General features: G+C 62.7%; 15 protein-coding genes. 6 read left to right on the top strand and 9 right to left on the bottom strand.

Going from position 1 to position 15,505, the window contains the following annotated elements:
- Nucleotides 1–7: 7 nt before the first annotated feature.
- The 6 genes from EGM87_RS05390 to EGM87_RS05415 all read right to left on the bottom strand — a co-directional run bounded on the left by EGM87_RS05390 (nt 8) and on the right by EGM87_RS05415 (nt 5,169).
- Nucleotides 8–1,171 (bottom strand): acyl-CoA dehydrogenase family protein, encoded by a 1,164-nt coding sequence (locus tag EGM87_RS05390; protein WP_044662250.1) that lies wholly within the window; start codon nt 1,169–1,171, stop codon nt 8–10.
- A gap of 62 nt (nt 1,172–1,233) precedes the next feature.
- Nucleotides 1,234–1,788 (bottom strand): NADPH-dependent FMN reductase, encoded by a 555-nt coding sequence (locus tag EGM87_RS05395; RefSeq protein ID WP_044662251.1) that lies wholly within the window; start codon nt 1,786–1,788, stop codon nt 1,234–1,236.
- Between the two features lies 1 nt (nt 1,789).
- Entirely contained in the window at nt 1,790–2,566 is a 777-nt protein-coding gene (locus EGM87_RS05400; RefSeq protein WP_044662252.1) for an SDR family oxidoreductase, read from the bottom strand.
- Nucleotides 2,563–3,303: an alpha/beta fold hydrolase gene (locus EGM87_RS05405; protein WP_076605697.1), complete on the bottom strand. Its 741-nt coding sequence runs from the start codon at nt 3,301–3,303 to the stop codon at nt 2,563–2,565. The genes EGM87_RS05400 and EGM87_RS05405 overlap by 4 nt, the downstream gene beginning before the upstream one ends.
- Before the next feature lie 5 nt (nt 3,304–3,308).
- Entirely contained in the window at nt 3,309–4,265 is a 957-nt protein-coding gene (locus tag EGM87_RS05410) for a VOC family protein (RefSeq protein ID WP_044662254.1), read from the bottom strand.
- Nucleotides 4,266–4,317: 52 nt separating this feature from the next.
- Nucleotides 4,318–5,169 (bottom strand): fumarylacetoacetate hydrolase family protein, encoded by an 852-nt coding sequence (locus EGM87_RS05415; protein ID WP_137709739.1) that lies wholly within the window; start codon nt 5,167–5,169, stop codon nt 4,318–4,320.
- Nucleotides 5,170–5,297: 128 nt separating this feature from the next.
- On the opposite strand from EGM87_RS05415, the gene EGM87_RS05420 reads away from it, so the two are divergent.
- Nucleotides 5,298–6,008 (top strand): GntR family transcriptional regulator, encoded by a 711-nt coding sequence (locus tag EGM87_RS05420; protein ID WP_235600743.1) that lies wholly within the window; start codon nt 5,298–5,300, stop codon nt 6,006–6,008.
- Between the two features lie 7 nt (nt 6,009–6,015).
- On the opposite strand, the gene EGM87_RS05425 is transcribed toward EGM87_RS05420, so the two are convergent.
- Nucleotides 6,016–6,798 (bottom strand): SDR family NAD(P)-dependent oxidoreductase, encoded by a 783-nt coding sequence (locus EGM87_RS05425; RefSeq protein ID WP_044662257.1) that lies wholly within the window; start codon nt 6,796–6,798, stop codon nt 6,016–6,018.
- A 41-nt stretch (nt 6,799–6,839) separates the two neighbouring features.
- Nucleotides 6,840–8,510, bottom strand: a complete 1,671-nt coding sequence (locus EGM87_RS05430; RefSeq protein ID WP_044662258.1) for a class I adenylate-forming enzyme family protein — start codon at nt 8,508–8,510, stop codon at nt 6,840–6,842.
- 152 nt (nt 8,511–8,662) lie between these two features.
- On the opposite strand from EGM87_RS05430, the gene EGM87_RS05435 reads away from it, so the two are divergent.
- The 5 genes from EGM87_RS05435 to EGM87_RS05455 are packed head-to-tail and all read left to right on the top strand — an operon-like array spanning nt 8,663 to nt 14,947.
- The gene (locus tag EGM87_RS05435; RefSeq protein WP_044662259.1) at nt 8,663–9,865 is read left to right on the top strand and encodes an acetyl-CoA C-acetyltransferase; all 1,203 of its coding nucleotides are present in this window, start codon (nt 8,663–8,665) and stop codon (nt 9,863–9,865) included.
- A gap of 33 nt (nt 9,866–9,898) precedes the next feature.
- A complete protein-coding gene (locus EGM87_RS05440; RefSeq protein WP_044662260.1) occupies nt 9,899–12,067 on the top strand; it encodes a 3-hydroxyacyl-CoA dehydrogenase NAD-binding domain-containing protein in 2,169 nt (722 codons plus the stop codon).
- The gene (locus EGM87_RS05445) at nt 12,064–13,221 is read left to right on the top strand and encodes an acyl-CoA dehydrogenase family protein (protein ID WP_044662261.1); all 1,158 of its coding nucleotides are present in this window, start codon (nt 12,064–12,066) and stop codon (nt 13,219–13,221) included. Before EGM87_RS05440 ends, EGM87_RS05445 begins: the two co-directional genes overlap by 4 nt.
- 23 nt (nt 13,222–13,244) lie before the next feature.
- The gene (locus EGM87_RS05450; protein WP_044662262.1) at nt 13,245–14,123 is read left to right on the top strand and encodes a MaoC/PaaZ C-terminal domain-containing protein; all 879 of its coding nucleotides are present in this window, start codon (nt 13,245–13,247) and stop codon (nt 14,121–14,123) included.
- Complete coding sequence (locus EGM87_RS05455) at nt 14,120–14,947, top strand: SDR family NAD(P)-dependent oxidoreductase (protein WP_044662263.1); 828 nt, start codon at nt 14,120–14,122, stop codon at nt 14,945–14,947. Before EGM87_RS05450 ends, EGM87_RS05455 begins: the two co-directional genes overlap by 4 nt.
- A gap of 35 nt (nt 14,948–14,982) precedes the next feature.
- On the opposite strand, the gene EGM87_RS05460 is transcribed toward EGM87_RS05455, so the two are convergent.
- On the bottom strand, nt 14,983–15,489 hold the full coding sequence (locus EGM87_RS05460) for a nuclear transport factor 2 family protein (RefSeq protein ID WP_044662264.1): 507 nt from the start codon (nt 15,487–15,489) through the stop codon (nt 14,983–14,985).
- Nucleotides 15,490–15,505: the final 16 nt, after the last annotated feature.

Below are 15,505 nucleotides of genomic sequence, written 5' to 3' on the forward strand. Positions count from 1 at the left end.
TCGGTCCTTAGAAAGAACGCGGCAGGCCGAGGCTCTCGGCAATCGTGTTGCGCACCATTTCGTTGCTGATCGGCGTCATCCGCAGGATCCGATGGTCGCGCCAGTAACGCTGCATGTCGGTTTCCGCCGAATAGCCCATGCCGCCCAATATCTGGATGCCAAGGTCCGCGGCCTTCACGGCATTCTCCGTGGCGACCATCTTGAGCATATTGGCCTCGGTACCGCACGGCATGCCGTTGCTCTGCATCCAGGCGACGTTGTAAAGCAACAGCTCGGTCAGCTTCTGCCATGTCGCGATGTCTGCGACATAATGCTGCAAAATCTGGAAGCGGCCGATAATGCCGCCGAACGCCTTGCGCTGCAGCATATATTCCAGCGCGTCTTCCAGCACCCCGTCGATCGCGCCCAGACATTGCGCGCCGACCATGATCCGCTCATTATTGAGTGTGGGCAACATCGCATACCAGGCCTGTCCAGGCTCACCCAGTACGTCCTCGTCGGGAACGAAGACGTCCTCATAATGAACCTCGCACGATCCCATGGCGCGCATGCCGAGCTTGGGCAGGAGGGAAGCGGTGATGCCGGGCGATTTGGCGTCGACGAAGAACATGGTGAGGCCATGATGCTTCTTTTCCGCGTTCTTATCAGTTCGAGCGAGTACGAGCAGCCTGTCGGCGGCCTTTGCCCCGGTGGTCCACATCTTGGCGCCGTTCAGCTTCCAGCCGCCGTCGACCTTTTCGGCATGGGTCTTCATCGCGCCCAGGACGTCGGTGCCCCCGTCGGGTTCGGTCATCGACAGCGAGACGCGCAGCTTGCCCTGCGCCATGGGGCGCAGCCAGCGATTCTTCTGCTCCTCCGTGCCGACCGCACCGATCGTCTTCGCGCCGCCGAAGGAGGTGAGGCCCCAGACCCACAGCAGGCCGCCGGCCGTTCGCGCGAATTCACGGGCGAAGATCATCTGAATCATGACGTCGCCGCCCAGCCCGTCATATTCCTCGGGAATGCCTATCCCGAAAAATCCCTGCTCAGCGATCTTGTCCCACAGCGCATAGGGATAATTTTCTTCGTCGGCTTCCAGCGCGCGCATCCAGTCCTTGGGCGCTTCCGCATCGACCCAGCGGCGGACAATGTCCCTGAACGCCCGCTGTTCCTCGGTGAGTGAAAAATCCATCGTCATTCCCGTTAGTGGCACTGCGACTAAGCGCCCGGCAGATGCATTGCGAACCTATCCAACTATAGGGCAGGCCGTCGGCAGAAACTGAACAATTGGTCCACCATCATCCCCAACTGGTCGGGGATAGGCGCGTTGTCGATCGGATCGCCTTCGCCGCCTATGGTGTTGATGGCGATGCCCAGCGGTGTCGGCCAGCCCCGCAGCGCGTGGGTAATCACCCGCAGTTGCTGGAGCGTGGCGACCGCGGCCTGCCAGCCGGCCGCCGTCGCCACGCAGCCCACGGGAAGACCGTCGAAATAGCAACGCTCGTCGCGGCTCATATCCTCGACATAATCGAGCGCATTCTTCACAAAGCCGGAGATCGCGCCATGATAACCAGGTGATCCGATGATCACGGCATCCGCCGACCGCAGGATGTCGACATAGCGTCGTGCCGCATCCGGACGATCCGGATTGTCGGGCGCGTAAGACGGGAAGTCGATATCCGCCCCGGCAAGCAGCGTCGTGCGTGCGCCGCGTTCCTCTGCAATGGCAAGCGCCTTGCGAAGCGCCCGCTCGGTGGAGGAATAGGCGCGCATTGTGCCGCCAATGGCGACGAAATGAAGTTGGGTCATATCAGATCGACAATCCTCCCTCGACAGGGATGACCGATCCGGTGACATAGGCGCCCGCGCGCGAGGCGAGATAGATGGCTGCGCCTGCCAGATCCTCCGGCGTACCGACGCGGCCGCGGGGCACCATCGATTCCACCATCGTGCGCATCTCGTCGGAGGTGATGACGGTCATCTCGGATTCGAAGAAACCGGGCGCTATGACGTTGACGGTGATGTTGTCGCGGCCCAGCCGCTTGGCGAGGCCTTTCGCCATCCAGTGGATGGCGCTTTTCGAGGCTTGATAGGCATAATTTTCCTTGGGCCCGACCTTGAGCGCGCCGACCGAACCGATGTTGATGATCGACGCGGGGCGCTCCGCCGTGCCGCCCGCGCGGAGCAGGGGCAGAAATTTCCGAAGCGTGAAGAAAGGGGCCTTCAGGTTCAGGTCGATGACCGGATCCCATTCGTCCTCGCCATAATCGTCGATGGGCGCGTCGGCCATGGTTCCGGCATTGTTCACTAGGACATGCACGGCCTGTTCCCGGGTGGACACCGCCGCGACCAGAGTTTCGATCCCCGCGAGCGTCGACAGATCGGCGACCAGGCCGGTGCAGCGACCGCCGGTCGTGGCGGAAATCTCCGCCGCGGCCGCCGTCACCTTGGCCTGCGTGCGGGCACAGATATAGACGGTGGCGCCCGCCGCGGTCAGACCGGTCGCGATATGGCGGCCGATGCCGGTCGACCCGCCGGTGACGACGGCGACGCGGTCCTGTACCGAGAACAGCTCAGCCGCATTCATGCCGGAGTTCCCGCGCCGGAAATCTTCAGAATAAGGTCGGTCGTTCCCTCCGGATCGCCCACCAGCAGGGCGTGATCGCCCGGATGGTCATGGATGGTCCAGCCCAGTTCGCGCGCCCGGTCGTGCATCGCCGTCATCACCGTGACGGCCGCCGCGATATAGTCGACGGGCCGGTCGATCACTTCGGCGCCCACGGGGATGACGCAGGCGGTCGCCTTCATCGGCTGGTCCGACAAATTGTCGAGCAGCCATTTCTCCCGCGCCGGGTCCATGAGATGGGGGTGCTCCTTGGCCGCCGCGCGCTGCATTTCATGCACGCCCGACCCCACCGGGCCTTCGCCCGCTTCGAGCATCGCATCCAGCGCAGCGAGTTGGTCTTCGTGGACATAGCCCATGAGGGACGCGATCCGTTCCCCCGACCGGGGCACGATGGCGTCGAGATAGATGATGGATGCGATGCGGTCGCCCACCTCTGCGATCACGCCAGGCGCGACCGTGCCCGCATAGCTGTGCGCGACCAGCACAACGTCGCGCAGATCCTCATATTTGAAGACATTCACGATGTCGCGCACATGAGTCGCATTGCCCACGTCGCGGCCGATCAGATGTTCGCGCTCGCCAAAGCCTGTGAAGGTCGGAGTGTAGACCTTGTGGCCCCCGGCCTCCAGAATTTCGCGGACATATTTCCAGGTCCAGCCGCCCATGCCGCCGCCATGGAGAAGTAGGAATGTGGTCATGACGATCAGGCCTCCGCCGGTTCTGTGTTCTGGATGAATTCGGGGAACGGATCGGGTCCCCACAGGAACATGCTGTCCTCCGGTGCATGGTTGGCGGCCGGCCAGTCGACATCATGCGGAATGAAGTCGATATCGGCCGAATATTCGCTGAAACTGCCCCAGGGATCACGCACATAATAGAAATAATTGGCGCCCAGCACATGCTGGCCCACGCCCCAGTTGGGGCCATAGCCCGCCCGGGCCATGGTCGCGCCGCCCAGACCCACTTCCATTACCGATCCGACATCCCAGCTATTGTGATGCATGCCCCGTCGATCGGAAAGGACGAGGGCAAGCAGATGATGATCGCTGCCATGGGCGCCGTGCAGGAAGGCGACGGCCGGTTCGCTCTTGTCGGACAGGCGCAGGCCGAGCGTCTTTTCATAGAAGTCGATCGCGGCATTCACGTCGGTCGTGAAGATCGCGAAATGCGAAAGGCGGCGCGGATGAACCTTGGGCGCTTTGCTGTTAGGGATCGCGCCGGATTGGCCCGGCGCCGCGCTGACGAAGGTGAAATGGCTCTTTTCCGATGGCGTCGCCTTGTCTGCGACACGGACGTTGATCGGCAGGCCATCGAAGCCTGCGAACCAGATGCCGTCGGCTTCCGCGCCTTCGGGGGCTTCGATCCGGGTGACGCCGCAGCCGTCGAGATGGGCGGCAAAGGCATCCGCTTCGTCCGGATAGATGCCGAAGCTCAGATAGCGCAGCCGCTTGGCGTCGCCGCCCTGGCTCAGCACGGCCCAGCGATGCGGATTGCCGACCGCATATAATTCCAGCGTGTCATCCCGCTCGCGGACGTCGAGCCCGAAGAGCGTGTAGAATGTCCGCGCGGCTTCCAGATCGGGCACTTCGACCGCGAAATGATCGATGGAATGGACGCCCAAACTATTGGCGCGGCGTCCCGACGGGCTGTTCTGGTTCATCCTTCCCTCCTTGGCTGGCCGGGCGCCGACAGAACGGCGCCCGGCCTTTCGATCATGCTGCCTTGATGGGGTTCACCAACAGGCCGATCTTCTCGATTTCCACTTCGCACACATCGCCATCCTTCATGAACAGCGGAGGCTTGCGGGCAAGGCCGATGCCCGACGGGGTTCCCATGACCAGGACGTCGCCCGCTTCCAGCGTGAAGCAGGTGGAGAGGAGGGCGACCGTGTCGACGACATCGAACACCATGTCGGAGGTGTTCGCGCTCTGCACCACCTGGCCGTTGAGGCGGGTTTCGATCTTGAGGCCGGCACCGCCCGCAGGCAGTTCGTCGGCCGTTACCAGCCAGGGGCCGAAGGCGCCAGTATCGTCGAAATTCTTGCCGACCGTCCACTGCGGCGTCTTGAGCTGATAGTCGCGGATCGAACCGTCGTTGAACACCGAATAGGCGACGATATGCGACAGCGCGTCGTCCTCGCTGATATTCTTGCCGCCCTTGCCGACGACCGCGACCATTTCCGCCTCATAATCGAGTTGATCGGAACAGGTCGGTTTGATGATCGGTGCGCCATGGCCGATGAGGCTCGAATTGAAACGGCCGAATATCGTCGGGAATTCGGGCACGGTGAATCCGCCTTCAGCCGCGTGATCCTTGTAGTTGAGACCCAGGCAGAGGATCTTGGGCGCCTTGACGAGGGGCGGGAGGAAAGTGAGGTCTTCAACCTGCACTTCCTCGCCCTCTGCGCTGACTTTCGCGCCGGCATCCGTCAGGGCGGTGCCGCCGCTGGCGATCAGCGCATCCAGATCATAGAGGGCAGCATCGCCGAACAGCGCCTTGACGCCCGCGCCCGTGTCTACTGCCAGACCGACTGCGCCGTTCTTCGTTACCTTGGCCAACCGCATATGCAAACCTCCTGAGAATCTGTCCAACCCGCTGAACCGACGGCATGGAATTGAATGAAATATATTTCAAGCTATAAAATACATCTTGTTGAATTGCCATGGGTGGCGGAGCTGATATAGTTGTTCCGATGACCAAGAAGCTGAGCCTGACCGAACGCGCCTACCGGCAATTGCGCGACGATCTCCTGACCTGTCGGCTGGTGCCCGGCGCCAAAATCAACATCAAGGATATCACGGAAACGCAGGGCTTCAGTCTCGGGGCGGTGCGCGAAGCCCTGTCGCGGCTCACGTCCGAGGGCTTTGTGACGCAGGACGACGCGCGGGGATTTCGGGTGACGCCGATATCGATCGGCGATCTGACCGATCTGGTCAGGGTCCGCAGCGATATTGAAGGGCAATGCCTCCGGCGCGCCATCGAGAAGGGAGGCCTGGACTGGGAAGCCTCGATCGTTAGCGCAGCCCATAGGTTGAGCAAGACTCCGACCCGCGACCCGCGGGAGGCGGCCCGTCTGAACGAGGATTATGCGGACGCCCATGCGGCCTTCCACCACGCCCTGGTCGCAGCGTGCGACAGTCCATGGCTGCTCAAGATGCGCGACTGGCTCTATGCCCAGTCGGAACGCTATCGCTATCTCACCGTGCCCTTGGCCCATGGCGACCGGAATCTGGTTCACGAACATGCGCAGATCGTCGACGCCGCGTTGGCACGGGATGCCGACCGCGCCGAGGCGCTGCTGACGGACCATTTGATGGCGACGGCGCGGCTGCTGATCGACCCGCAAAATGCGGGGGGCGGAACCGACGCCGAATGGGCGGCTGGCGCGGATCGGACCTTTTGATCTCATGTCAGCTCTGCCGGTTCTGACCGGTGCCACCGCCGCTGGCGGGCATCAGCATGTTGCTCATGCCGCCATCGACCAGCAGGTCGACACCGCTGATGTGGCCGGCATGAGGGCTGATCAGAAACAGGATCGCCTGTGCGACATCCTCGGCCACGCCGAGTTTGCGCAGGGGAATATTGGCTTCCCGCTGGTCGCGTCGCGACTGGTCCTTATATCCTGCAGCGGTCATCGGCGTGTAGGTGGGGCCGGGCGACACCGTATTGCATCGGATACCGTCCGGACCCCATTCGATACTGAGCTGGCGTATCATCATCAGCAAGGCGGCCTTGCTGGAGGAATAAAAGCCAAGCCCGGGCGTAGGCTGGGTGGCCGACATGGACGCGGTCGCGACGAAGGCGCCCTTGCTCTCCCTGAGGTGAGGATGGGCCGCCTTGCCCAGCAGCCAGGACGAGCGGGTGTTGATGGCGAAGATGCGATCGAAATCGCTGATCGGCAGTTCGACCAGCGCGCCGCCCATGATGATGCCGGCATTACTGATGACGGCGTCGATGCCGTGCATGTGGGCGAGCGCCGCCGCGACAATCCGGTCGCCGCAATCGGGTTCGGCCAGATCGACCACGCAGGCCGCGGCGGCGGGGCCGACCGCATCGGCCACCACCTGCAGATTGGCGGCATCGCGATCCGCGAGCAGCATTTGATGTTCGCCCGGAATCATCGACCCGGCCGCCAGAAGTTCGGCGCAGGCCCTGCCGATGCCGCTTGCGGCACCCGTGATGATCACCCGCATGTCACTCTCCCTACACTTTCATGGCGTCGATGCGCCGTGTTTCAGTCCTTCAGGCCCAGTTCGTCCATCAACGCGCCGCGCAGCTTGAACTTCTGGATTTTCGATGCTGACATCGGCCATTCGTCGATGAAACGGATATGGCGCGGAACCTTGAAGGAAGCGAGGCGCTGCCTGGTATAGGCGATGAGTTCCTCCGCCTCGACCTCCACATCGCCTTCGCGTTCGATGTAGGCGGCGGGGATTTCCGCCAGCCGCTCGTCCGGAAGCCCGACCACCTGCGCCAGGCGGACCGCCGGATGGGTCGCCAATACGGCCTCGACCTCGGCCGCGGCGACGTTCTCTCCTCCCACCTTCAGCATGTCCTTGAACCGGCCATGGAACATGACATGGCCCTGTTCGTCGATCGAGCCGATGTCGGCGCTATGATACCAGCCGTCGGCATCCAGCGCCTGCGCCGTCTTCTCAGGATCCTTGTAATAGCCGTCGAACAGATTGTAGCCGCGAATGAGAATTTCGCCGCGTTCGTCCACGCCCTTTTCCGCACCGGTTTCGGGGTCGACGATCTTCATCTCTATGCCGGCCAGGGGGAAGCCGAGCTTCTTGAAGCCCATTTCCGGGTCCATCGCATAGCCGCCGGTCGTGACGATGCCGGTCGCCTCGGTCATGCCCATGGTGCCCACCTGGAGCATGTTCGGGGCCTTCTCCCGATAGGCCTGGCCTACGCGATCCGGCATGAAGGCGAAGCAGCTATTTTGCAGGCGCACCGACGACATGTCGGTCTTGGCCCAGTCGGGATGGGTGATCATGGCCTGATGGAAAGTGACGAAGGGCAGGAACATCATCGTTACCCGTTCATCCTCGATCTGCCGCAGACTCTCTCCGGCATCGAAATGCGGCTGGCCGATGAAGGTGCCGCCCACGTCGATCGCGCCCAGCATGCAGAGCATCGCGGCGATATGGAATAAAGGCAGCGGCGACCAAGCGCGCTCGTCGGGCTGGAACGACCAGCGATAGCGGGCGAGATTCGATGCCTCCCGGGTGACGGCCTCGTGGCTGAGCAGGCACCCTTTGGGATTGGCCGACGTCCCTGACGTATAGAGGATCATCGCGGTGTCGCGGACCCTGACGGTCAGACGGGATGCGTGAATCTCCGCTTCCTCCACCTGCTGCACCGCCGCGTCGAAGGTCGCCTGATCGACGAAACCGGGGACAGAACGGCCGCCCAGCATCACGATCCGCTTGAGCAGAGGCGCGCCCGCAAGCGTGAGTGAGGAGGAGTCGGCGGCATCGGGCAGGTCGGGGAAAGCCTCCTCCAGCCGTCGACCGAAATCGATATGCTCACTGACCATATCATTGGTGATGATCGCTGTCAGATCGGCATTTTGCGCGACGTAGGCCATTTCGGGCGCCTTGTACCGCGCGTTCATCAGCACTGACACGGCCCCGCACATCGCATTGGCGAACAGGGTTTCGACAAATTCGATGCTGGACGGCAACAGGATGCCGACATGGTCGCCGCGCCGGATGCCCAGCGCCTTCAGGCCGCGCGCGCGCTTCAGGACGCTCTGTACGACATCGTCATATGTCTTGCGTTCTCCCGGGAATACCAATGCTTCCTTGTCGGATGCCTTGTCCCACCCTTTGAGAAGCAGATCGCCCAGAGTGGTTGCAGAAATACGGAATGGGGCGCAATCTTCGCCTGGTGTGACCACGGATGTCCGCTCCTAAAATGCCGGTCAGCTATCGATGATGATCAGATTGCAGCCATCGCCTCTGTCTGCGCCTTTCGTTGGATAGGTGCAGCCTTGCCTTCCGGGTCCAAGAGCAAGGGCAGAGATTTTGTATCACTGGTCGGGAATTCACGATGGAAGCCTATGTCTACGATCATGTCCGGACGCCGCGCGGGAAGGGCCGCCCCGATGGCGCGCTGCACGAGATCACCTCTGTCGAAATGGCGACGCAGCTTTTGAAGGCGCTCCAGAGCCGCAATGATCTCGACACTGGACTGCTCGACGATGTGATCATCGGCATGGCCCAGCCCGTCGGTGAACAGGGCGGCGTGCTGGCGCGCGCGGCGGTGTTGCAGGCCGGCTATGCCCAGACGGTCGCGGGCCAGCAGATCCATCGCTTCTGCGCCACCGGGCTGGACGCTGTCAGCCTGATCGCGGCGCAGGTCCATTCGGGCATGATCCAGGCCGGCATCGGCGGTGGCGTCGAGTCGATGAGCCGCACGGTAATGGGTTATGACTCGGGCGCCTGGACGTCCGATCCGTCGGTCGCCTTCAGCAATTATTACGCGCCGCAGGGCATCGGCGCCGACCTCATCGCGACGCTGGACGGCTACACGCGCGAGGATGTCGACAATTTCGCCGTCGAGAGCCAGCGCAAGGCCGCCCATGCCTGGGAAAACGGCTATTTCAAAAAGGCGATCGTGCCGATCAAGGATGTGCTGGGCGACGTGGTGCTAGATCATGATGAGCATATGCGACCCGACACCACGCTGGAAAGCCTCGCCAAGCTCAAGCCCGCCTTCGAAGGGTTCGGCAAGGCCGGGTTCGAAGCGGTCGCGAAGGCCAAATATCCAGAAATCGAAGAGCTGAACTATGTCCATCATGGCGGCAATAGCTCCGGTATCGTCGACGGCGCCGGCCTGGTTCTTGTCGGGTCGAAGGAATTTGGGGAAAAGGCCGGCCTCAAGCCGCGCGGTCGTATCCGGTCCTATGCCAATATCGGGTCTGAGCCGACGATCATGCTGACGGCGCCGGCGGCGGTGTCGCGCAAGGCGCTCAAGGCGGCCGGCATGACCGAGAAGGACATTGATCTCTGGGAACTGAACGAAGCCTTCGCCAGCGTGGTGATGCGCTTCCAGCGGGAGCTGAACGTTCCCGACGACAAGATCAACGTCAATGGCGGGGCGATCGCGATGGGTCATCCGCTTGGCGCGACCGGCGCGATGATCCTGGGCACCGTGCTGGACGAACTGGAGCGGCGCAACGCGGAAACCGGCCTCATCACCTTGTGCGCGGCCAACGGCCTGGGCACGGCTGCCATCATCGAGCGCGTTTGAACGCGCATACCGAACTATAGAGCGGGACATCCCATGAAGACTATGCGACTGGAAAAGGCCGAGGACGGCTTTGCGATCCTGACCCTCGATGCCGAAGGCTCGATGAACGTCGTCAACGATGCTTTCATCGCTGACATGGAAGCGGCGGCGAAGCAGATTGCCGCGGACGAAAGCATCAAGGGCGTCATCCTGACGTCCGCCAAGAAGACGTTCATGGCCGGTGCGGACCTCAAGCAGCTCGTGAATGGGTTCGGCACGCTGACGCCGCAGGAAGCCTATGCCTTTTCGAAGCGCGCCACCGACATGCACCGCGCCATCGAACAATCGGGCAAGCCTTGGGTGGCGGCGATCAACGGCCTGGCGCTGGGCGGCGGTTTCGAGCTGGCGCTGGCCTGCCACCGGCGCATCCTGGTGGATGATGCCAAGGCGCAGGTGGGTTTGCCCGAAGTCAATGTCGGTCTGCTGCCCGGATCGGGCGGCACGGTGCGGTTGGGCATTATCGCGGGCATGAAGATCGCGCTCGACCTGCTGCTGTCGGGCCGCTCGGTGGGGCCGCAGGAAGCGCTCAAGCTCAAGATCGTGGACGAGGTCGTCCCGGCGGACAAGCTGATCGACGCGGCGAAGGCGTGGCTTGCGACCGGGCCTGATCCGGTCAAGCCCTGGGACGTCAAGGGTTGGACGCCGCCGCAGAAGAAGGGCCTGACCGTTCCTGAGGATTCGGCCGCCTACATGATGTATACGGGCGGTCTCGCCAAGGTGGGTTATAATCAACCCGCGCCGGCCGCGATCCTGAACTCGGTGTTCCACGGCTTGCAGTTGCCCTTCGACAAGGCGCTCGCGGTCGAGGGTAAATATTTCGCCAGGCTGCTGACCGATCCGGTTGCGCGCAACATCATCCGTACCACCTTCATTTCGAAGCAGGCGGCCGAAAAAGGCGCGCGTCGTCCCGAAGGCTTCCCGAAGTTCGAAGCGAAGAAAGTGGGCGTGCTGGGCGCGGGCATGATGGGCGCGGGCATCGCGTTCGTCTCCGCCAATGCAAATATCGACGTCGTGCTGATCGACCGCGACACAGCGACCGCGCAGAAGGGCAAGGACTATTCGGCCAAGGTGCTGGGCAAGCTGGTCGAAAAGGGCAAGCTGACGCAGGACAAGGCGGACGCCGTCCTCGCCCGCATCACCCCGACCGACGACTTCGCGCTGCTCGATGGCTGCGACATGGTGGTCGAAGCGGTGTTCGAGGATACGGCGATCAAGGCCGAAACCACGAAGAAGGCCGAAGCGGTGCTGCCGGCACAAGCCATTTTCGCGTCCAACACCTCGACCCTGCCGATCTCGCAGCTCGCGCAGGCATCGCGGAGCCCGGATCAGTTCATCGGCCTGCACTTCTTCTCGCCGGTCGACCGTATGGGCCTGGTCGAGGTGATCATGGGCAAGCAGACCAGCAAGGCAACGCTGGCCAAGAGCCTCGACTTCATCGCGCAGCTGCGCAAGACGCCGATCGTCGTCAACGACAGCCGTGGCTTCTACACCAGCCGCGTGTTCCAGATGCTGATCCACGAAGGCGCGGCGATGCTGGCGGAGGGCGTTCCCCCGGCGGTGATCGAAAACGCCGCCAAGGCTGTCGGCATGCCGGTCGGGCCGCTGGCGCTGCTGGACGAGCTGACGCTCGACCTGCCGCTCAAGATCGTCGACCAGGCGATCGCGGAGGAAGGCGACAAATATACGCCGCCTGCCGGCACTGCCGTCATGCGTCGGATGAAGGACGAGATCGGCCGATCCAGCCGCAAGGCGGGCGGCGCCTTCTACGACTATCCCGAAGGCGGCAAGAAGCATCTGTGGAAGGGCCTGACCGATCATTTCCCGGTCAAGCAGGGCTGGGATGTCGAAGAACTGAAGAAGCGCTATCTCTACGCGCAGGCGATGGAAACCGCCCGTTGTTTGGAGGAAAATGTGCTGGAAACCCCGCAGGACGCCGACCTGGGCGCGATCTACGGCTGGGGTTTCCCGGCATGGACCGGCGGGACGATCAGCTACATTGACACGATCGGCATTAAGAAGTTCGTTGAGGAATCCGATCGGCTCGCGCAGCTTTATGGCCCGCGCTTCCTGCCGTCCGCATGGCTGCGCGACAAGGCGGCAAAGGGTGAGGATTTCTACACGCCTGCGAGCGAAACCACGGTCAAGGAGCCCATGCCGGCATGAAGCGCCTGATCTTCGAGCCGGAACATGAGCAGTTCCGCGATTCCGTCGTCAAATTCATGACGACGGAAGTCGGTGCCCATTCCCAACGCTTTCGCGAACAGGGCATGGTCGACCGTGAACTGTTTCTTAAGGCGGGCGAACAGGGCCTGCTCTGCACCTGGGCGGACGAGAAATATGGCGGGGCGGGGATCGACGATTTCCGCTTCGAGCAGATCATCATCGAAGAGAATATGCGCCACGGTGACATAGGCTTCTACATCAATCTGCATAATGATCTGGTCGCGCCCTATATCGCCAAGCTGGGAACCGACGAGCAGAAGGATCGGTGGATGCCCGGCATCGTCAGCGGCGAAAAGATCCTGGCCGTTGCGATGACCGAACCCTCGACCGGCAGCGACCTGGCAGGCATGCGCACCAGCGCGGTGGACAAGGGCGACCATTGGCTGCTGAACGGCGCCAAGACCTATATTTCCAATGGCATTCTGGGCGATCTGGTGGTTGTTGCGGCGCGGACCGACCCCAATAGCCGCCACGGCCTGGGCCTTATGGTCATCGAACGCGGCATGGAAGGGTTCGAACGCGGGCGCAAGCTGGCGAAGATGGGGCTCAAGGCGCAGGACACGGCCGAGCTCTTCTTCAACGACGTCAAGGTGCCCAAAGAGAATGTGCTGGGGGACCCTGCCCAGGGCTTCAAATATCTCGCACGCTTCCTGGCGCAGGAGCGGCTGGTCGCGGCCATCGGCTTCATGGCGACGGCGCAGACCGCCTTCGACATCACGCTCGACTATGTGAAGGAACGCCGGGCCTTCGGAAAGCCGATCGGCGCGTTCCAGAATACGCGGTTCAAGATGGCTTCGATGCGGGCCGAACTTGACGCGCTTCAGACCTATGTCGACCAGTGCGTGATGCTGCTCAACGCGGGCGAGCTGACCGCCGAGGACGCGTCGGCGGCCAAGCTTCTGACCAGCGAGCTGGAAGGCAGGGTGATGGACGAATGCGTCCAGCTTCATGGCGGCGCGGGCTATATGGAAGAATATCGCATCAGCCGCATGTATACTGACGCCCGCATCAGCCGCATCTTCGCCGGAACGTCGGAAATCATGCGCGAAATCATCGGTCGCGGACTGGGCCTGGACGAGCGCAAGCTGTCCTGACCGCAAAACCGGGGATGAGTCGAATGCTTGACGTCGAACGATTGCGCGGCTTCCGGGTGCCGGAAGCACAGGATGCCTGCGATCCGCGATCCGCTATTCTCTACGCGCTGGGTGTCGGCGCCGGGCTGGGCGCGATCGATGAACGGCATCTGGTCTTCGAACGCGATCAGGCCGTGTTGCCGACCATGGCGCTGGTTCTGGGAACACCCGGCTTCTGGCCGATGGCGCCGGAACTGGGCTGGGACTGGCCGCGCATCCTGCATGGCGAGCAGACGCTGAAACTGTTCCGGCCGCTCGAACTGGGCCAACTGGTCAACGGCCGGATCGAGATTGTCGGTCTCGCCGACAAGGGGGTAGGCAAGCCTGCCCTCGTGCGGGCAAAACGCGTGATCACCACGCCGACGGACCGGCCGATCGCTGAGATGGAGGAAGTGTGGGTCTTGCGAGGAGCGGGCGGTTTTGGTGGGCCGCGTGATCTTGACGGGCCGGCGCCGGTCGTCATGCCGGATGCGCCCGCGGACGCCTGCCTTGACCTTCCGACGGCCTCCAATCAGGCGATGCTCTATCGTCTGACCGGCGATCGCAACCCCCTGCATATCGATCAGGGCACGGCGCAGGCGGCGGGTTTCGATCGGCCGATACTGCATGGCCTCGCCACCATGGGTCTGGTCGGTCGCGCGTTGATCCATCTGTGCTGCGGTGGCGATCCCGTTTTGTTGACCGACATGCGGCTACGTTTTACCGCGCCGGTCTGGCCGGGCGAAACAGTTCGGGCGGAAATCTGGCGCAGGGGCGACACCGTATCGTTTCGGGCTAGCGTGCCTGACAGGAATAGCATCGTCATCGATGGCGGCGAGGCCCGCGTCGGTGGTTTCAAGAAAGAACGGGACATATTGAAGTGAATATATTGGATGGCAAGGTCGCACTGGTGTCCGGCTCCGGACGGGGCATCGGGAAGGCTATCGCGCTGAAACTGGCAAGCGCCGGCGCCCATGTCGTGGTGAACGACCTGGACGAGGATGTGGCAAAGGCGACGGCGAGTGAAATCGAAAGCCTTGGCGTCCATGCCGTGGTGTGCGTGGGCGACGTGACGGATGCCGATTTCGGCGACAAATTCGTGGGAGCGGCGGTCGCGCATTTCGGCACGATCGACATCATCGTGAACAATGCGGGCTATGCTTGGGATTCGGTGCTTCAAAAGACGAGCGACGAGCAGTGGATGGCCATGCTCGACGTTCATCTCAATGCCCCTTTCCGCATTTTGCGCGCCGCGCAACCGGTGATCGCCGCCGCGGCGAAGAAGGAGACCGCCGAACATGGTCGGGCCACACGCCGGACAGTCATCAATATATCGTCCGTGGCGGGTCTCGGCGGCAATGCCGGTCAGTCGGGCTATGCGGCGGGCAAGGCGGGGATCGTCGGTCTCACCAAGACGGTGATGAAGGAATGGGGGCGATATAATGTCACCGTCAATGCCGTGGCTTTCGGGGCCATCATGACGCGCATGACCGCGGGCGAGGCGGGCAGCTCGACCATCAGCGTCAAGGGCCGGGACATCAAGGCCGGCGTTAGCGACGAAATATTGGAAGCCATGGAAAAGGGCATTCCGCTGGGCCGTGCCGGCACGCCGGAAGAAGCCGCCGGCGCCGTCTACCTGCTCTGCCTGCCCGAAGCCGATTATATCACCGGCGAGGTGATCGTCGCGGGCGGGGGCTGGAAACTCTGACGATATGATGGGCGGGCCTTGGCGCCCGCCCTCGATCAGGCGGGCCAGCCAGGCGTGCGGCCCTGCATGGCCTGAAAGATAGGACGCATGGGATCGGGTACGGATCCGGCGCCGATGCCAGTGCCGAAATTGATCCCCCGCCGTTCATATATCCGCCATCCCTCGGCCGTGCGCCGCAGCCTGTCCTCATAGCCGCCCACGGCCAGAAGGTCCGTCGGGCGCAGCGGATCGGCACCGGGGATATCGAACCACTGCCAGGCCATGACGCGGCTGGCTGCGCGGGCTTCGTCGCCGTTCACCTCTATCACCACATTGGTGATGTTGTGCGAACAGCCCATTAGAGCGCCCTGATAACCCATGCACTGGGCATGGATGGCCTCCCGCCCCACGGAACGCGCGCCGCCAAAGTCGATCGATCCATCTTCCGTGAACACTTCCTCCGCAATGCGGTGAAACTGCATCGAATCTACCAGATGGGCGTAACGATAGAGGCATTCCTCGATCGCGAGGCGGTCCGCCAGCATGGCGAGGTCGATCATCATGGCGAATACCTTTCTT

It is taken from the genome of Sphingobium sp. RSMS (genome assembly GCF_005406185.4).
In the GTDB taxonomy this organism is placed as follows: Bacteria; Pseudomonadota; Alphaproteobacteria; order Sphingomonadales; family Sphingomonadaceae; genus Sphingobium; species Sphingobium fuliginis.